Origin of the sequence: Marinobacter sp. CA1, from assembly GCF_020546665.1 — a bacterium.
In the GTDB taxonomy this organism is placed as follows: Bacteria; Pseudomonadota; Gammaproteobacteria; order Pseudomonadales; family Oleiphilaceae; genus Marinobacter; species Marinobacter xestospongiae.
Map to the genome: position 1 here is coordinate 2,550,657 of NZ_CP071785.1, position 18,671 is coordinate 2,569,327.

The window sequence follows — 18,671 nt, forward strand, 5'->3', positions numbered from 1 at the left end:
CCGTTACTGTTAGTGTCAGGTGATGAGACGCGGCAACGAGGAACATTCCCCCAGTCCGGATGCACTTTTTCAGAGAAAGTTACCCCGCACTCAGCGAATCAGAACGAGGTAATCAGTCAGACGGGTCTGCTGAATTGGCAGGGTATTGGCAATGACGTTGAGCGCAGCATCAGGGTCATCAACGGCAAAAACGCCACTGACCCTGAGTTGGTTCAACGTTTCCCCAACAACCACAATTCGGCCAGGGCGGTAGCGGTTCAGGGTTGCCACCACCTCCGCCAGAGGCGTGTTATAGAACACCGCCTGGCCACGCCGCCAGGCGGTAATTGCAGTACGATCAAAGGCTTCTGGCGGACTGATGAAGTCGCTGGCCAGCACAGATTGCCATCCCGGCGCCAGCACCACCGGCTTGTCCTCAGCAACATCGGCAGCACGCAACACCACCTGACCTTCGTCCAGACTGGCAATAGCCACCTCCCCGGCCAGGCGGACGTTAAACCGGGTGCCAGTAACCGTTACCGAGCCAGGGTCCGTGACCACGATGAACGGTCTCGGGTCAGCCGAAGACACGTTGAACCATGCCTCGCCCCGTATCAGCCGCACACGACGCGCCTCGGGACCAAAATCGATCGCCAGGGCACTGTCGGTATTGAGGGCAATGCGACTGCCGTCCTCCAGCTCAATGGCCGCCGTTTCTCCCACCGCAGTGACATAGTCGCCCTGCCATTGAGCCAGCCAGTCCTGCTGCCAGCCAACGCCAAGGAATGCCGCCAGCACCAGGCATGCGGTCATGGCTAGGGACGACCATCGTGATGCCCTGCTCCGCGCGCCGGTTTCAAGCTCCGCCAGCCATTGCTCGACAGGCTCCTCCAACGCCCCCCAAAGCGCCTCCATTTCGGCGAAGGCCTGTCGATGACGAGTATCCATTAAAAGCCACCGCCCGAACTCTGCTCGCACCTGCCTGCCCGCCACTTCTCCCGCTGCGACGTCCCGTAACCGCGCTTGCCAGATGGCGGCTTCTTCGAGTACCTCATCAGGCAACTCATCCATGGGGGCATCGCGGTACTCGTAGGGGTCATTGGTCATAGCGGATTCGCCCTGGTCGGAATGGGCCGAGGCAGCAAATGGCGGTGGCATCAACTCGCGGCTTTGAAATAAGACGAGCGGCAGGATCGGAATCCCCCAGCCCAGCCCCGGAAAGACTGGTACAGGAGCCGCCATCGCGCGCAGCAATGCACCGGGGATTGATTGATTGCAACATCACACCTCCCGCCCTGCCGCCCGGACACGGGCCCGGCAATGCACCATGGCCCGGGCTATGTGCTTCTCAACCGTCTTATCCGAAATGGACAGCCGTTCAGCAATCTCCCTCATCGTAAGGCCATGACCTCGATACAGCAGAAACACTTCCCGACATTTATCGGGCAGTTCACGCACGGCGGCGTTAAGGGCAACCAGCTGCTTCTGGGACATCAGGGCTTCCAGAAGATCAGGGGCACCATCGGGTACGGTTTCCAGCGTTTGTATGCCGTGTTCGTCTGTCTCGTTTGCAAGAGGCTGCTCCACCCTCTCCCACACCTGGCGGCGCCGCAAATGGTCCACGGCCACGTTACCCGCCATTCGATAAAGATAAGCGCGGGGATTGTCCGGCAGATCCACGGTCGTGGTGTTGGCACGAATCCAGGTTTCCTGAACCACATCCTCTGCCATGGACCTCGACCCCGTCCGTCGGCGGATAAATTGGCGAAGCTCCTCGTAGTAAGCCTCTACAGCCTGAGATAATGAAGAAAATCGGGATTTCGGCATTGCGTACCGCATCGATGGGCCTCCCCCATGGTCCAGCCACCCCAAGTTACTGGAGCCTCACCGGGGTGTTTAAGCGTCGCCTGGGAACCCACACAGGAAGCGCCGTAAATAGGAATGCGACGCATTCTACGACACCCCTCAATTCAGGGCAATTCTGGCAGAGAATGCGAAGCAATCGCCTAAGGAGCCTCTGATTAACTCGTTGGACTGGCGCGCCAAAGGCGTTTTGCTCTCAATACGATCCGGTGCTTTACTCCAATTTATTAATGATTATCATTACCACGGAGTTCAGCACTCCCCATGTCACCGGCCTGTCGTCAGCACAGCCGACCATGCATCGGGCTGCTGCATGAGCCCCCAGCGGCCACGGAGGGCGGGCCTCAACTGACTCAGAGCACGGAAGGGATTGTCCCTACAAGACATGCAGGAGAAGCGAATGAACGCCGCCGGTACTCCTCGGGCGATCAACCGACATTTTTCCTACCAGCCATGCGAAGGGCTCATGTTTGGCGGGTACGATATGATTTATGCTGCCGATGCCAACATCAGATCCCTGCAGCATCCCGGTTTGTTCATCGGCTTGATGCTGTGTGGCCAATCCACTTCGGTGCACAGTGGCGGCAGCAACCGCATACCAATACCGGTCGGTCGGCCCATCGTTCTGAGCTTCGCCAAACCAACCCTTTGCACGAACACCTACTACGCGGGTGAGTTTTGTGCAGGTGTTGGCCTTCACATTGATTTTCTTGCCTTACCTGCAGAATTGGGGCGCCCCCTCAAGACCTCTCTCCTATACCTGAAAGCGCATTTCATGGACAAATCGAGCTTAACGGTTCTACCGGTTCTGCCGGCATTGAATGCCCTGGTCGAACAGGCACTGCAGATCCCGCAGGATGCGCCATTTCGCGAACTTGAGCTTGAGGCGGTCTTCATGAATTTTATGGCCTACATTTGCCGGGCCACCGAGCAGCTAAAGCAGCAGGACGGGATGCGGGGAAGCTTGCAGCATAGAGCGCGCAACCGGGTAAAGCTCGTTACCGACTACCTGCAAGACAACCTCGACCAAACGCCCTCGCTAACAGAGTTGTCAGAAATCGCGGGGGTTAACCCCAGCACGCTGAGTGACAATTTCAAAACGGCCTATGGACGGACTATCTTCGCTTTCTTACGTGATCTGCGCCTGGATGCCGCACGTCGCATGCTGAGATCTGAGGGACTCTCCGTGACTGAGACCGGCCTGCGCGTTGGTTTTTCAAGTCCGGCCGCTTTCGCAACGGCTTACCGGCGCCGATTTGGCCACTCACCCAGTCAGGAGATTGAAGACAAACCCGATTTTGACAAACGAAAACCCAATCACACGAAAGCTGCCCTTGAAGCGACCCGATAGAGTGTTCCGGCACATTCGCCATGAGGAACATCAATGTCGCGCCAGTCTGTTTTTCCGGCTCTTATCCTGATCGCACCTGCCCTGCCCGCCCCCGTCGCTGCGCAGGACGCCCACATTAGACTGCCCGCCATAGAGGTCAGTGCCGACCGGCGCGATGAGGATCTTCAGGAGCAGCCCCGTGCCGTAACCGTCCTGAAGCACAAGGAAGTGGAAACCACCCCCACCGAACCCGGAGCAGGCATCGCTCTGAATTCACCTGGGCTGACATTCTCCGGCTTTGGCCAACCCGGTACTGACTTCCTCAATATTCGCGGCGTGGGTCCGCTGGGATACCCTTTAAGCGCAACCGATCATGTCGTTGCCTACTCGGTAAACGAAGTACCAACCTCCAGTTTCGGCTTTCCCGCCAGTCTCTTCGATATGGAGCAAATTGAAGTCCTGCGTGGCCCCCAGGGCACATTGTTTGGACGAAATGCCCTCGCAGGCGGCATCAACTTCGTTCCCCACGGCGCGGATGGCGACTATGAGAGGCGACTGTCGGTTGAAGCCGGTACCGATGGCTACAAGAAGGGGGATTTTGTCGCTGGTGACTGGCTGGTGGCCAATCAACTGGCTGCCCGGATCGCTCTGCGTTTTCAGGATTTTGACGGCGATGTACCCAATAGCATTGCAAACGGTACTGAAGGCGGGGCTTCATTATCCGGCGCCCGGCTCTCATTGACCGCTTACACGGCGTCCGGCTGGGATATCTCGACCATGTTGCAGGCCGATAAGCGGGAGAATCATAACTCCTATCTACTTTATTACGAGCACCCGAACTTTCCGGAAAGCGGCGATGATCGGATACCGGAGCACAACCGGGAAAATCTTCAGGCAATCATCAAAGCCGAAAAACAGTTTGGCCACGCTCGCCTGACCTCCCTGACCGGCTTTCAGAAACAGCATATCGACGGCGATGTTGGTGCGTCTGACGCGTATCTGTATTCCGCATTAACCGGCCAGCCTGAGAGTTCATTCACTGATGCCACCACAGACTACTTTTTAACCGAAGAACGCGAACGGATATTCAGCCAGGAACTACGGCTGGCGTCGGATGACGACTCACACTTTTCCTGGGTGGCCGGAGCCAACTATTTTCAGTCTGGCTACAGCGGCGAGCGGGACGCCAAAAGTGCCACCCAACCCACCTCAAACGGGGTGACGGATGTCGATATCGATACCCGGTCCTGGTCGCTGTTTGCTGACGGTACCTGGGCAATGACACATCGCCTTAGACTCTCCGCCGGTATTCGCTACGGTTGGGAAGACCAGGACGTTGACGGCCACTATGTTTCCAACGGTTTCCCCGGCACCGTACCGACGTTCCACCAGACTGACGACATCGGGGACCATTACACCACAGGGCGTCTGGGTTTATCGTTTGATGTCACCGATACCACAACAGCTTACGCCTCCTGGTCCAGAGGCTACGCTGCAGGCGGCTACGAAAAACTGCTGGTAGGCTCTGCAACTGGCGTCAAAACCGATCCCTTTAAATCAGCGACCAACACGACTTGGGAAACCGGTCTGAAATACGTCTCCGCTGATGATCGAATGAACATCAACGCCGCGCTTTTTCATAATGACGTGAAAGATGGCCAGATGTTTGATTTCGAGTTCAGAGAAGGGCTCGTCTACTACACGTTTACGAATCAGGACTACCGAAGTTATGGCCTGGAACTTGATGGCGCCTATCAGGCAACAGCCGATCTGCAACTGCGTGCCTCGCTGGCCCTGCTGGATAGCGACATGCAATCGGTGTCCGCCACCACCAATACCGGGGCGAGCGAAGGCAACGAAGTTCCACTGACACCAAACGTTTCAGCGACGCTTGGCTTTGATTACCGGATTGCTGTCACCAGCGTGAATCTGTTCAATGACATCCTGCTTTCGGCTGACTGGCTTTATGTTGGTGACCGTGAGGGTGACATTGGCAACAACTTCAAACTGCCCGACCACGAAATCCTCAATGCCCGCGTGTCTTGGCGCAGAGGCGACAATTCGCTGTATCTGTTCGGGCATAACCTGCTGGACGAACGCCCGGTGCATTTCTCATCGGAATACACGCCAGATATTCACACCGCCTCCGTCGGCACGGGCAGAATTCTGGGACTCGGCCTGAGTATTGCGTTCTGATATGACGAAAAGCGGCTATCTCGGCGTTCTCTCCTTGTCTGCGGTCATTGGTCTGCAGGGGGCTTTCTTCACCATCGCGGTGCCAGCACAGCTGCGCGATGGTGGCGCATCGTTGATCGAAATCGGCCTGATCTGGATCATATGGCTGCCTTCTGCGCTCAAGTGGTTGTGGGCGCCGTGGTTTGAGCGAATCGCAGTACCCGCCGCCACGCGAACCAAAGCCATCGCCATTCTGGCGTTACTGCTGGCATTGTGTTTTCTACCTGTTGCAGCGCTGACTGAACAGGCTGCAACCTGGCCACTGATTGCCCTAGCCGCCGTGTGTGCGCTACTCGCCCTGATGCTGCAGCTGCTTTACGCAGGCTGGGCCATGCGCACCCTGGATGAAACAAACCGCGCACGGGCAAACGGGTTTGCCGCAGGTGGCATGGTCCTGGGTGGCATTGTCGGTGGCGGCGTGGTGCCCTGGGTCGCAAGTTGGTTCGGTTGGTGGCCGGTGATTCTGTGTACCAGTGTTGCGATGGCGATAGCTGGTCTGACCGGCAAGCTGCTAAACGACGGCCCCCGGGCAAGTGCCGTGCAGCAAGTCACTTTTCTCCAGGGAGCCAGGATTCTCGGCAACCTGCCGGTTTGCATCAGCCTGATTCTGATTGCCACCGCCAGCGGCGCCGATGTGCTGTTGCCGGCCCGGCTTATTGATGCGGGGATGTCACCAGAGCGGTCAGGCTTGTTGCTGGGCAGTCTGGCAATGGGGTTGATGGTACCGGTATCGCTGACATCGGGCTGGTTGATTGCCCGGTTTGGTCTGAAAACCTGCTTTCTGGTTTGCGCCGCCCTGAAAGGCCTGATGCTTTTCTGCCTCGCCCAGGTGCCAATGATGGCGAAACTCGCTGTCATCATCCTGTCAATCAGCGGCTTTGTGTTGGCGGGTGCGTTCACAGTCCTGACCTGGCAGTTATACATGCAACGCGCGCTGCCGGAAGCTCCCGTCTCGTCCTACGCCGTTCTAACCTCGGTGGACGCCTTTATTCGATTTGGTGCGGCCATTGTGGCAGGCATCCTGGCTGAATACGCGGGATACGCCACGCTGTTCGCCTTCACGGCAATCCTGACACTGGCAGCTGGCATCAGCGTGATCAGTTCCGCCCGCCTCCTCCCCGATAAAACGAGCAACGAAGCTGGCGCTTAAAGCGTCCAATGGCCGTCATGGCGCTTTTCGCATCACCCAACTCACTATGTGTAGAGCCAGATAATGTCTGAAACCAGCCCCATAGCAACGAATGAACATCCGTCAGGCACAGTAGCCAGCGGCTTCGAGCCCGTTCAAGAAGCCTTCGATCAGATGCAGCAGCATCCCGATGAACTCGGGAACGCGCTGTGTATCTACCATCAGGGAAACGTCGTGGTTGATCTGTGGGCAGGCCATACGTCGCCCAAGCGGGAGCACCCGTGGCAACCGGATACGGTGGTCAGTTTGTTTTCCGCAGGCAAGGCCTTGGCGGCACTTTGCCTGCTGCACATTGTTGACCGCGGTCTCGCCAACCTGGACGACCCTGTCGTTAAATATTGGCCGGAGTTCGCACAGGCAGATACGGAAGCCAAATCCCAAGTGACGCTTAATCACTTGTTGCATCACAGTGCCGGCCTGCCAACAGCCGACACCAACCGGCCTGGTGATGTCTATGACTGGCATCGCATGATATCGGCTATGGAGCAGGCCCCCTTATTGTGGCCGGCAGGGACGGTTACCGCTTACCACGCGGTTACGTTTGGCCATCTTGTTGGTGAGGTAATACGGCGCATTTCCGGAAAAATGCCGGCCGATTACTTCTCGGAGCACTTTGCCGATCCTTTGGGGATGGATCTGTCACTTCGTTTGCTTGCTGAACAGCGCCCGGTGCTGGCCACTTGCGATGGTGACAACTGGAAAACCAGGTCACGATTGGTGCTTTGCTCTCACATCCTGTCTCGGTTTGGCGGTTGGCGTACCAGGTATTTTCGCCCTTGCAGCAAGGATTACCATCCGAACAATCCTCGCTGGCAGCATACCGAAGCCCCCGCAATCACCGGGTTCGGAAGCGCCAGAGGATTGGCTCGCGTTTACGCCATGCTGGCGCAAGGTGGTTGCCTGGACGGCGCACAGGTTTTGTCAGAAGCGATGGTTGAGCGCATTGCCAATGAAAACCCTGACCCGGTCAAAGACGAGGGAGTTCAGCAAGACGTCCGCGTTGGCATGGGCCTGTATTTCAACCTGGCGCCAATGGCAGATCTGGGACCAACCCCCAACAGCTTTGGCCATGTGGGTATGGGAGGCGTCACGTCTTTCGCAGACCCTGATCATCAGGTCGGCTTTGGTTACGTTTGCAACCATCTCTACCAGCCTCACGCCAAGGACAATACGATCATCGGACATCGTGCGGCTAAGCTGGCCAGGGTTTTCTATGACTGCCTTTAATCGTTGAATAACTGACGGCACGTTTCTTCCCAGTTTTCCATCCATGCCGGTATCGCATCGCCCGGCATGGCTTTGGCACATAACCAGCCCTGCGCCTGGTCACAGCCCAGCTTCTCGACTCGCCGCCAATCGTCCAGGGTTTCCACCCCCTCAGCCACGATGCTCATCCCCATTTTCTTGGCGATGTCCACACTGGATTCCAGAATCGTCCTGGCCCGCTGCCCCTCACCTCTAATATAACTGCGGTCCAGTTTGAGCTCATCGAACGGCAAGTCACGCAACTGGGACAAATTGGAGTGGCCGGTGCCAAAATCGTCGATGGACAAACGAACTTTCTTCAAGCGCAATCGCAGGAGGACATCCAGCGGGGCAATCAGATCCTCCATCAAGCTACTCTCGGTTACCTCCAGCTGCAGCGAGCTGAGGTCACCTCCGGCTTGTTCCACAACCTGCTCCAGTTGTTGCGAAAAATCCGTTGCCTGCAGACTTTGCATCGACAGATTGACCGCAATTTTCAATTGCACACCTTGGGCGCGCCACTCACGCTCAATGGCAACGGCTTTAGCAATCAGCATAAAAGTCATCCGATCGATAAGGCCGCTGGATTCGGCTACCGGAATGAACTCGTCGGGATAGACCGGCCCAGTCGGGCCGTTCGGCCAGCGCGCCAACATTTCAACTCCGACTGGCTGGCGGCTCAAGACATCGATCTTCGGCTGGAACCACGGCTCCAGCTCCCCCGCATCAATTGCGGCCTCCAGCATGGCGGCGGAAATATGCGGCGCAGTCACCGACCTGGCCGGACGGCTGGAACGCTGGGTACGCCTGGCCAATAGTTCGAGCAACCTGTCACGCTGGACCGGCTTTCCAACTGAACCAAGTACCGATAGATTTCGTGCATTGGCAAGAGACTCAGCCATGCTCAGTGTCTGGCTGTCTTCGCCGCTGAACAGCAAAATATCCCCGCTGTAGCTCACCTCGTCGAAACGTCGCAGCAGTTCGATGCCATCCATGTCAGGCATATTGAGATCGACCAGCGCCAGGCGTACATCAGGGGTAGTCGTGCGAAGCAGATCCAGCGCCTGCTGCCCCGTTTCAGCGGTAACCACATGTGTGAACCCCATATTCTCAAGGGCATGTGCAGTGACCTTGAGCACAAAAGACTCATCGTCCACGATAAGGATCGAATAGCTGAACCCCTTGGGATCGAAGGGTTGAATCTCGATCTTTCCGGCTCCGATTTGTCTCTCCACCCACTCGCAGACCTCGGTATACACCTGAGGAAAACGTTTTATGCGCTGGTCCAGCGCCATCCTGTCCTGTTCCCGAGCGACGCTCTCCATGTCGCTGCAGTATTCGGCCAGATTAGTGGCTCCGATAGCGTTTGAAAATGTCGTCAGTTTGCTGACCAGGCGGACAAACTCGCTGAGGTCCTCTCCGGCACCCGCAGTTTGAATCTGTTCCGCACAGCTATTGCCGGCTGCGAGAAACTCCTTGTAAAAGTCTTCAGGTGTCGAGGCTTGTGGACTGCCCACCAGTTCACTGAGCGCATCCGGCTTCAGGAATGCCTCAATATCATCTGAAACGCCCTGCAACTTGATCAGCGCCTGCCGTATCAGCAGCTGTTGCTCACCCCGGACTGAGCCCAGCTCGGCATTGACGAGTTCTTCGAGGGTTTCACGAACGCCATCAAGCATTGGTCGCAGACTTTCCTCGACCACCTGCCGTATACCGAGCCGGGCCCGTTGCGTTACCCCGGCCTCCACCTCGGCATGATTGAGGCCCGAAGCCAGCTGCAACGCCTCGCCGTGATTGAGCTGCGCTTCCACCAACAGGGCGAGGTCGATGAGCATCCGGCGCTGGTCATCACTCAATTGCCTGGGCCTGCTGTCGATCAGGCACAGCGTACCAAGTTTGCTGCCATCCAGTGCGGCAACCGGCACGCCGGCGTAGAAACGGATACCCGGATGCCCAGTCACCAGGGGATTATCGGCGAATCGCGAGTCTTCCAGGGCATCTTCCACCTCAAACAGCTCGTCCCCCAGGATCGCGTGACCGCAGAACGATATATCCCGAGCAGTCTCCTGGACCTCCAGCCCCCTGTTCGACTTAAACCACTGCCGCTCTCCATCCACCAGGGTGACCAGCACAATGGGGACATCGAACAATTTCTGGGCGATTGCGCTGATACGGTCGAAACGTTCTTCCGGCGCAGTATCCAATAGATCAAGCTTGCGCAGCACCCGTAGTCGATGGTTCTCATTCTCAGGTTTTGGTGGCAACATCATCGGCAATAACATTCCCTTTGCATTCATCTTCGCGACATTCGCCATGGCGCGAACTGTCACGCCCCTGCCAGTCCTATCGGTCCCCTCCATTATAGCGGTCAATCCAGGTCTGGACTTTGAGAAACAACCCAATGAAGCCCTGCATCTGCGAGGCAATACGTTGCTCGTCCTTTTCCTTGCAGGCCTCTTCCAGCGCCAGGCAGGTATCCGCGAGCACGTTCGCTCCCACGGTGCGCGCGGCAGACTTCAACTTGTGGGCAAGGCTACCCAGTTCGTTGAAATCGCGCGCCCTATTGGCCGCCTCAATCTGCCACGCTGTGGGACCGTTGCTGGCAAGGAAATCCTGGTATAGGCCGGTCAGTATCGACCGCTCATTGCTGCCTACCAGTTCGGCAAGCACGTTGGGATCGACTGCAGCCATATCGGCGTCGCTGTCCATTCCATCGACTCGCCCTTCCGGCGACACGGCCTCAGCGCAACCACCTAATGCCGGAGAGTCAGCCGGCGGCGGACTGCCGAGCCACTTGCGCAGTACAGCATCGAGTTCATTCAGTTGCATCGGCTTGGTCAAATAGCCATCCATACCGGCGTCGTAACACTGGTTCGCAGCTCCCTTCATCGCGTCCGCAGTGACCGCAATGATCGGCAAGTGGCCCCTGCCATCTTTTACCGCCGTCTGCCGTTCGTCCTCGCGAATGCTGCGAGATAGCTCGTAGCCATCCATATCCGGCATGTGGCAATCGGTCAACAGCATCGCATAGTCGCCACTGCGCCATTTCGATAGGGCCTGCCGGCCGTCCTCGGCATACTCAACACCGCAACCCAGCATGACCAGTTGCTGGCCAATCACCTTGCGATTGGTTTCGTTGTCATCGACCAACAGGATCATCCGTCCGGCAGCCCTTGCCGCTTCAGCATCAAGCAACCGGGATATCTGATCACTGGCCGGGGCGGCGGGCAACGGTTCAGGGTCGATACGGCCAATCGCCGCGGCCACCGCATGGAGCAGAGTTCGTCGGCGCATGGCATTCAGATCCAGGGTCTGGCCGTCTTTCTGGTCGACACGAGGGTAGCGCCGCCGCCCACGCTCCACCACCACAAAACGCAAGTCGACCTGGTCAAACTCGTGGCACAGCTGCTCACGCACCGCCGAGGAGATCTCCTTATCACCATGGTTATCAATAACCACCACCGCAACCTCCGTTCGGTCCCGCAGCTCTCGGCATATCTGGCGCGCTTGGCCCGGCGCCGCGACAGTCACTATGGCGCCAGCGTGCTGAAGGTAGCTCTGCAATATGTGGGAAGACTCACGCTCGTCATCAATCAGCAAGATCTGGATACCCTCGAGGCTCGAGGTATCGGTTTCGGCCTCTTCTATCAGGGCTGGCAGGGTCAGACGGACCGTAAAGTTCGAGCCACGGTCCGGCTCACTCTCCACCGCCACCTTGCCCCCCATCAGTTCGATCAGGCGCCGGGTAATCACCAGGCCAAGCCCGGTTCCCCCAAACCGCCGGGTGGTATCACCCTCGGCCTGCATGAAGGGCTGGAACAGGCGCTCGCGAACTTCGGCACTCATGCCGATACCGTTATCCTTCACCTCTATGAGCAGTTTCGCCTGTTGTGCAACCACTTCCTGAAGGCGCACCGAGATCAGCACCTTGCCGGAACGATCAGGTAGATCCTTACTGAACTTGACCGCATTCCCGCCGAGATTGAACAGAATCTGCTTGAGTCGAACCGGGTCGCCCATTACCCGAGGCACATTCGGGTCGAAGAATATCAGCAGATCCACCCCAACCTTGTATGCCTGGTGGCGCAGGTTCTCGGCCACCGTATCCAGCTGGCTTTCCAGAGACAAAGGGACGCTCTCCAGCTCCATCCGGCCCGACTCGATCTTGGAGAAATCCAGCACATCGTCAATGACACCGCGCAAGAGGTGTGCAGAATCCTTGGCTGTACGCACCAAGTCCAACTGACTGGGCAGCAGACTGGTGTGTTCGAGCATATCCATGGTGCCGACCACGCCATTAAGCGGGGTGCGTATCTCATGACTCATGGTGGCCAGGAAGGTGGACTTGGCACGGCTGGCGTCCTCGGCCTCCCGTTTTGATTGCGCCAACAGCCGCTCTGTACGCTTCAGTTCAGAAATATCGACGAACGCCCCGATGATGCCGGCCATCTCCCCTTTTTCATCGAAATAAACCTGCTTGTGGTATAGCACATCACGTCGTTCGCCCGACTTGGTCTCGACCTGGTATTCGTATGTCTGAGGTTCAGGATGGTGAATCAGGTCCAGATCCTTCTGGTGATCAGTCTCAGCCAGGTCTCCCGGCCACAACTCCATCGCCGTCTTGGCGCGAACCTGTTCTTCAGTCACTCCTATGGTCTGCTCGAAGTGCTTGTTACAGCCAAGATAACGCCCCTGTGTATCCTTGTAGAATACGGCGACAGGCAAGGCTTCCAGCAGGGTGGAGAGAAAACTCCGGGAGCGCTGTTCTTCGCGTGAGGCCGCTTCTGCATTTTCACGGGCCTGAATCAACAGATACTCGCTCTCCTTCCTCTGGGTAATGTCGGTGACGAAGGACACGAAGAAATCTTCACGCTGGCCACGACCGGGCTCGTGCATTACGGTGACCTCTACCGGTATTCGCCGCCCGTCCCGGGTTTGATGCAACGTTTCAAAACGTTGCCAGCCGTCTTCCTTGATCGGCACGACCAGCTCAGCAAACCGGTCCTCAGTGAAGTTTGGATCGAAATCCGACACCGTCATCTGCAGCAGCTCCTCGCGGCTGTAGCCGAGGTGTTCGCAGGCATAGTTGGACACGCGCAACACCCGGCCATCGATGGCGCTGTTCCAGAATTCCGCCACGCCGGTACGATCCAGCGCTGCTCTGGTCAGGCTCATGATGCGGTTGACCTCGGTGACTGCATCACGCTCCCGTTCCGCAGCTTCACGCGCTTCTTGCAGTTCAGTCAGCAGTCGCTTCTCTTCAGTAATGTCCTGACCGAGGGCCACAAACTGCACAAGCTCACCCTGATCGTCGTACACCGGGGCGATCTCAATATGCTGCCAATAAGGCTCTCCCGCCTTAGTGTAGTTGACGATCTCCTCGTCCACCCGCAGCCCCTCGCGCAGCCGTTCCTCGATCCGCGCCACCACCACCATGTCCGTTTCCGGGCCTTGCAGCAAATCCAGCAGCGGTCTGCGCCCGAGAACCTTTTCCAGAATGTAGCCGCTGATCTCAGTGAAGCCCTGGTTGACCCAGGTAATCCGGCCCTCGGGGTCGGTAACGATCACCGCGTTGTCGGTATTGTTTGCAACCAGTGACATGGTGCGCAAATCGGCGTTCGCGTTCTGAAGACGCTGCTCGAATCGCCTGCGTTCAGTGATATCGTGAATTATTCCGGCAAAGCGCAACCCGCTTGCCAGTTCCAGGCGGCTAACGCTCAGCTCGATGGGGAATACAGTACCGTCGACACGCCTGGCCTCCACTTCGCGGCCAGCACCGATCACTCGAGCCTCACCGGTTTCGTGATAGCGACGCAGATAACCATCGTGATTCTCGGCGTGGGGCGCTGGCATCAGCATGCTGATGTTGTTGCCTACCAGGTTGGCCGCCGGATAACCGAAAAGGCGTTCAGTGGCCGGATTCACCGACTCGATGATGCCATTGCGGTCGATGATCACAATCGAGTCTACAGCCGTGTCGACCACGGCCTTGATTCGGCTCCTTGCTTCTTCGGCAGCCAGATGCGCCTGTCGAGCCTTGCCGAGCAGTTGCGCCTGGCTGGAGCGCCAAGATGCAAAGATACGCCACATCATCAACCAGATAGTAACCAGCACGGCGAGTCCAACGCTTGAGGCGACAACGGCAAGCCAGGAGCTTCGCTCAACGAAGCGCTCTGTTTGTTCAATCTCTTCCTGCAAAGTGTCAGCAACGGTTGCCATCCCAGAAGCATAGGCCTGCTTCAGTTCGCGATAGGTTGGACTATTCAGCAGTGTATGGGCCGCTTCGGCGTCACCGGCATCGACAAGGACGAACGACTGACGCTCTAATTCCACCAGTTGATTGTTGGCTGTCTCAGTCGCCTTGACGGCCAGCTTGAGTTTGCCGGTGTTACTCAGTGCCAGCGCATTTTCGAGGGATGTCAGAAGGCGGGGTTCGTATCGATTGTAGCGATCAATCCACTCGCGGTTGCCGGTAGCCGCAGCCATGGAGGCGGACATCGTCAGTATTTCGTCATACAGCAGTATATTGGCGTGTTCTTCGGCCAGGGCGTGGCCACGCTTGAGCGTCTCATTAACACGCCCCTCGATGTGACTGAAAAAGACCACCATTGCAACCAGGAGGAGCACCGAGACACCCAGCAATGCCAAGAGCAAACGTTTCGATCCTTCGTTAGCTTCGTGCTTTCCGGGTTCGTGCATTAACGCGCCCTCCTGACCTTCAGCACCGAACTGCTCGCCGGGGCTGAAGCCGAACTGTCCGATCTGTTCGATTTCGCGGTGGAAGATGCCTTTGTCATGCAGGCTAGTGTCCCGAGCGGTTAACACCCATGGCATCATAACTCGATAGTAGCACCTCGAAAGCCTCTCTCAAGCAGTGCATCCCGCGCTGCCATCGGTTACCCGATACCGCCAAATCGCCTCAAAGCGCGCCCTTCGGGACCTGGCCGAAAAAAGTTCCCCGGATCTGTCCCCTTTTCGTTTCCGCTGCGTCTTTGCCGATGAACCGACTGCTTAGGACACCGTTTCCATGATCCCAACTTCGATCCTGACCCCTTCCCTGTCTCGCCTGCGGCGGGGGATTCTCTGCTCGATCCTTGCCGGCGGCGCCGTGCTGCCGGGTGGCCCGCTGCTGGCAGCGGAGGCTCAGTCTGCCCAGCCGTACACCATTGATAGCGGTCCTCTCGCCACCGCGCTGACGGCGTTTGCAGCCCGGGCGGGTGTCACGGTGCAGTTTGATCCCGGACTTACCCGGGGGCTTGAGAGCGGTGGCCTGGACGGTCGTTACTCGGTCGACAGCGCCCTCGCCACCCTGCTGTCCGGGTCCGGCCTGACGGTGGTCGATCAGGGCAACGGTGTTTACACCCTGGTGCGCAGTGACAACACCAGCCTGCGGCCGCTGGAGGTCAGCGCTGACCACTACGCCAACCAGTCCGCCGGTACCGGCGCCTACACCTTTGAGGGCAGCAGCTTTGGTCGCGGTCTGGGCGAGCGTCAGAACGTCCCCCAGTCCGGCAGTGTGGTGACCCGTGCGCAGATCGAGGACCAGAACCTGACAACTCTGCGGGAGGTGATGCAGCGGGTCACCGGCGTCACCGTTGAGGACTATGGCGCCGGTGCTGCCCAGTTCCTGTCCCGCGGCTTTGCCATCGACACGGTCAGCATTGACGGCGTCGCCACCGGTTCTACCGGCAACGGCACCCACGGTGTCGGAGCTCCAGACATGGCACTGTATGACCGGGTGGAGGTCCTGCGGGGCCCGGCCGGTCTGCTGCAGGGCGCCGGCGAGCCCGGCGGTGGCATCAACCTGGCCCGTAAACGCGCGCTGGCTGACACCACCCGCCAGTTCAACTCCAGCGTTGATTCCTGGGGCGGCTACCGACTGGAGGCGGACCTCTCCGGCGCGCTTTCACAGGACGGAGCTCTCCGCGGTCGAGCGGTGACGGTGTATGAAGAGCTGGATTCGTTCATTGACGACATCGACTCCCGCAAAACCGTGCTCTACGGCACGATCGAGTACGATCTGGCGCCGACGACCACGGTCTCCGTTGGCGGAAGTGCCACCCGCGCAGACCGGGTCCCCTACGTGGGCTGGCCCGTGGGGCCGGACGGCGAGTTTGGCGATTTCAAACGCTCCACCAACCTGGGCTCGGACTGGAACAGCAAAGAGGAACGGCCAAAGCACCTGTTCATTGAACTGGAGCACCTGTTCGCCAACGGTGGCGAAGCCAAGATCAACCTCAGTCGCCGCACCGGCGATTTCGACTACAAACTGAACTACACCACCACAACCATCGATCCGGAGACCAACGAAGTCGGCCGGATCGCGCTGAACAGGGGCGGCAGCCGCGACGACCTGGCGCTGGATGCCTACCTGAATCAGCCATTCCGGCTGATGGACCGGGAACACTCGGTGCTGGTGGGCGTGAGTGGCCGCAAGAACGAAAGCGACCTGTACACCGGCGTCAACTATGACTACCCACCGGTGAATGTTTATGACCCGGTACGGGATCTGCCCCTGCCGGAGTTCGAATACGGCCCGCGCAGCAAATCCGAAACCAAGCAGTATGGCCTATACAGCCGCACTAACCTGGCCGTCACCGACAGCACCACCCTGGTGTTGGGCGGCCGGCTGAGCCACTGGGAAACCGGCCCCGACTCAACCCATGAGGAAAAAGGTCAGTTCACCCCCTACGCCGGCGTCATCCAGAGCCTGCAGCCGGACCTGTCGGTGTACGCCAGCTTCGCCGAGATTTTTCAGCCCCAGACCGCAACCGATCGCGATGGCAAGGTACTGGAACCGCGAGTGGGCAACCAGTTCGAGCTCGGCATCAAAGGACAGCTGAATCAGGGACGCCTGGACTACAGCGCCGCGCTCTTCCGCATCATCGACGAGAACCGTGCCATTGCCGACGCACTGATTGAGGACGCTTCCGTCGCCGGCGGCAAAGTGCGCAGCCAGGGCCTGGAAGCCGAACTGAGCGGCCGTCCATTGCCCGGGGTTGATGTGGTGATCGGGTATGCCTACACCGACACCGAACTGCTGGAAGATGCCGACGAGAACGCCGAGGGCAAACCGTTCGCACCCGGCACACCGGAACACAGCCTCAAGCTCTGGGGCCAATACGGCTTTGCCGGCGGCAGCCTCAATGGTCTGACCCTGGGCGCAGGCATGGAATACAGCAGCGGTATCCACACCGAACGGGATGGAGCACGCTATGAGCAGGGTTCCTACGCCACCCTGTCGGCCCGGGCGGCCTACCAGATCGAGCCAGGCACCACCGTCAGCCTTACCGGCACCAACCTCACCGACCGCCACTATTACAGCCGCATCATCGGTGGCGGACGCCAGAATTACTTCGGCGATCCCAGCCAGTTGGTGCTGGCACTACGCACCCAGTTCTGACGGCAATGCACCGGGGGCCGGCCTGCCGGGCCCCGGTTAATCTTGTGCCGAGATTGGCCCTGCGAGTGGCGCCAGAGTATCCATGAACGTGTGGTAGTCGCGCTCGACACACTCGGCGTAGTGAACAGCAATTGCCGTCACCAGGCCGGCAAACTCGGTTTCCCGGTCCTGCGTCATGGCCGCCAGCGTCTGCTCGAACAGAAACGGCTGGTCAGGATTGAGGCTGCGGCTGGCCCGCTTGTGCTCTGTCGCCAGGATCTCGCCCCATTGTGCCGCCATGCGGAAGTAGTGCTTTTTCTTGCTGAGACCGGTGGTGTCAAAGTCGTCCTTGAAGGGAGACCGCTCCCGCACCGAGTAAACCCCATCGTCCATTTCCAGCCAGCCCAGGTAACGGTCCGGATGCTCCGCCAGTGCCCGGAAGGCCTTGGCATGCCTTACCCCTTCATTCGGATAGGCGCGGGCATAGGCATCCTGCTCAACGGCCGTCATCGCCTGCAGCAGCGCCGGCCCATCCTGGCGTTTGACGTCCAGGATCAGGTCATTCTCGTGGTCACCACCCTCGCCCTCAACCAGCACGTAGTAACGGGGCGTCCCCATGGACCCGGTGCCGGCACGGATACGGCGCACCACGTCCTTGACCGTAAAGTCGTCCTCCAAACCCTCACCGCGGGTCTGGCGATAGTCTTCAAACGCCGCCAGAAACTGCTTGCGGGCCTGGGGCGACAGCCGCTTCAGCTTCGGATTCTCGGCATCGAACACCCGTTTGCCGTTCTTCTGGAAGCGGGTCCACTTCGCCAGCATGCGTTGGCGCCCTTTCTTGCGGGCCACTTTCTTCAGGAAGCCGTCCAGCGGTTTGGTGGCTGTTTCGGCGGTGAAGTGCACCTCCTGATCCAGGTCCTGCTCCTGATAGCAGGAGGCCACCTCCAGATAACGGCTGGCCAGGGTGACCACCGCTTGCCGGCAGTGATCGGCCTTGAACTGGCCGTTCTCGCGGGTGTCCAGCACCAGACTGATGGCCAGGCGCCAGAGGTCGTACTGGTAGTCGCTGACCACAGCGTCATCAAAGTCGTCCAGACCGTAGATCACCTCCCCGTCGTGGTTGGCGAAGGCACCAAAGTTGTAGACATGGGCATCGCCCTGAATCCAGGTCTGGGTGCCGGCCACGCCGCCAAACAGGGCAAACCGCCAGTCGTTGTACATGTCCTGCCAGAACAGGTGACTGGTGCCACGAAAGAAGCGGTAAGGTGACTCAGCCATGGCAGTAAATTTGCGGCTACGGGCGTCGGCATCCAGCTCGGCGTTGTTGGCCTCAATGGCCCGCACCACCTGCTGGTTGCGGTTATGCAGGGTCAGTTCCTTGTCCATGTAGACTCCCGTTCACAATGATTAACAGGACCCTACCTTAAAAGGTTTGGCGGTATGATGCG

At 58.6% G+C, this 18,671-nt stretch carries 10 protein-coding genes; 5 read left to right on the forward strand and 5 right to left on the reverse strand.

The features are described 5' to 3' along the window. Window positions 1-90: 90 nt before the first annotated feature. The gene (locus J2887_RS11675; protein WP_227171305.1) at window positions 91-1,086 is read right to left on the reverse strand and encodes a FecR family protein; all 996 of its coding nucleotides are present in this window, start codon (window positions 1,084-1,086) and stop codon (window positions 91-93) included. Between the two features lie 174 nt (window positions 1,087-1,260). After that, entirely contained in the window at window positions 1,261-1,818 is a 558-nt protein-coding gene (locus tag J2887_RS11680; protein WP_324197200.1) for an RNA polymerase sigma factor, read from the reverse strand. A 424-nt stretch (window positions 1,819-2,242) separates the two neighbouring features. Here J2887_RS11680 and J2887_RS11685 point away from each other — a divergent pair, with 424 nt between their 5' ends. The 4 genes from J2887_RS11685 (at window position 2,243) to J2887_RS11700 (ending at window position 7,823) form a co-directional block, all read left to right on the forward strand. Next, window positions 2,243-3,193 (forward strand): helix-turn-helix domain-containing protein, encoded by a 951-nt coding sequence (locus tag J2887_RS11685; RefSeq protein ID WP_227171306.1) that lies wholly within the window; start codon window positions 2,243-2,245, stop codon window positions 3,191-3,193. Window positions 3,194-3,226: 33 nt separating this feature from the next. Beyond that, the gene (locus tag J2887_RS11690) at window positions 3,227-5,368 is read left to right on the forward strand and encodes a TonB-dependent receptor (RefSeq protein ID WP_227171307.1); all 2,142 of its coding nucleotides are present in this window, start codon (window positions 3,227-3,229) and stop codon (window positions 5,366-5,368) included. Between the two features lies 1 nt (window position 5,369). Next, window positions 5,370-6,557 carry an MFS transporter gene (locus tag J2887_RS11695; protein ID WP_227171308.1) on the forward strand — a complete coding sequence of 396 codons (1,188 nt, stop codon included), beginning with the start codon at window positions 5,370-5,372 and terminating at the stop codon, window positions 6,555-6,557. A gap of 63 nt (window positions 6,558-6,620) precedes the next feature. Continuing rightward, window positions 6,621-7,823 carry a serine hydrolase domain-containing protein gene (locus tag J2887_RS11700; RefSeq protein ID WP_227171309.1) on the forward strand — a complete coding sequence of 401 codons (1,203 nt, stop codon included), beginning with the start codon at window positions 6,621-6,623 and terminating at the stop codon, window positions 7,821-7,823. Here J2887_RS11700 and J2887_RS21770 read toward each other — a convergent pair. Both J2887_RS21770 and J2887_RS11710 read right to left on the reverse strand, forming a co-directional pair. Beyond that, on the reverse strand, window positions 7,820-10,171 hold the full coding sequence (locus J2887_RS21770; protein WP_227171310.1) for an EAL domain-containing protein: 2,352 nt from the start codon (window positions 10,169-10,171) through the stop codon (window positions 7,820-7,822). The genes J2887_RS11700 and J2887_RS21770 overlap by 4 nt on opposite strands. Before the next feature lie 13 nt (window positions 10,172-10,184). Further along, window positions 10,185-14,678 (reverse strand): PAS domain S-box protein, encoded by a 4,494-nt coding sequence (locus J2887_RS11710; protein WP_227171311.1) that lies wholly within the window; start codon window positions 14,676-14,678, stop codon window positions 10,185-10,187. 190 nt (window positions 14,679-14,868) lie between these two features. Between J2887_RS11710 and J2887_RS11715 the strand changes: the two genes are divergently transcribed. Beyond that, window positions 14,869-17,244: a TonB-dependent siderophore receptor gene (locus J2887_RS11715; RefSeq protein WP_227171312.1), complete on the forward strand. Its 2,376-nt coding sequence runs from the start codon at window positions 14,869-14,871 to the stop codon at window positions 17,242-17,244. Window positions 17,245-17,280: 36 nt separating this feature from the next. On the opposite strand, the gene J2887_RS11720 is transcribed toward J2887_RS11715, so the two are convergent. Then, entirely contained in the window at window positions 17,281-18,609 is a 1,329-nt protein-coding gene (locus J2887_RS11720) for a DUF2252 domain-containing protein (protein WP_227171313.1), read from the reverse strand. Window positions 18,610-18,671 lie beyond the last annotated feature (62 nt).

What these genes read in the sequence shown, in the direction of transcription:
- J2887_RS11675 (WP_227171305.1), bottom strand. Translation starts at nt 1,086, where the DNA reads ATGACCAATGACCCCTACGAGTACCGCGATGCCCCCATGGATGAGTTG.
- J2887_RS11680 (WP_324197200.1), bottom strand. Translation starts at nt 1,818, where the DNA reads ATGCGGTACGCAATGCCGAAATCCCGATTTTCTTCATTATCTCAGGCT.
- J2887_RS11685 (WP_227171306.1), top strand. Translation starts at nt 2,243, where the DNA reads ATGAACGCCGCCGGTACTCCTCGGGCGATCAACCGACATTTTTCCTAC.
- J2887_RS11690 (WP_227171307.1), top strand. Translation starts at nt 3,227, where the DNA reads ATGTCGCGCCAGTCTGTTTTTCCGGCTCTTATCCTGATCGCACCTGCC.
- J2887_RS11695 (WP_227171308.1), top strand. Translation starts at nt 5,370, where the DNA reads ATGACGAAAAGCGGCTATCTCGGCGTTCTCTCCTTGTCTGCGGTCATT.
- J2887_RS11700 (WP_227171309.1), top strand. Translation starts at nt 6,621, where the DNA reads ATGTCTGAAACCAGCCCCATAGCAACGAATGAACATCCGTCAGGCACA.
- J2887_RS11710 (WP_227171311.1), bottom strand. Translation starts at nt 14,678, where the DNA reads ATGATGCCATGGGTGTTAACCGCTCGGGACACTAGCCTGCATGACAAA.
- J2887_RS11715 (WP_227171312.1), top strand. Translation starts at nt 14,869, where the DNA reads ATGATCCCAACTTCGATCCTGACCCCTTCCCTGTCTCGCCTGCGGCGG.
- J2887_RS11720 (WP_227171313.1), bottom strand. Translation starts at nt 18,609, where the DNA reads ATGGACAAGGAACTGACCCTGCATAACCGCAACCAGCAGGTGGTGCGG.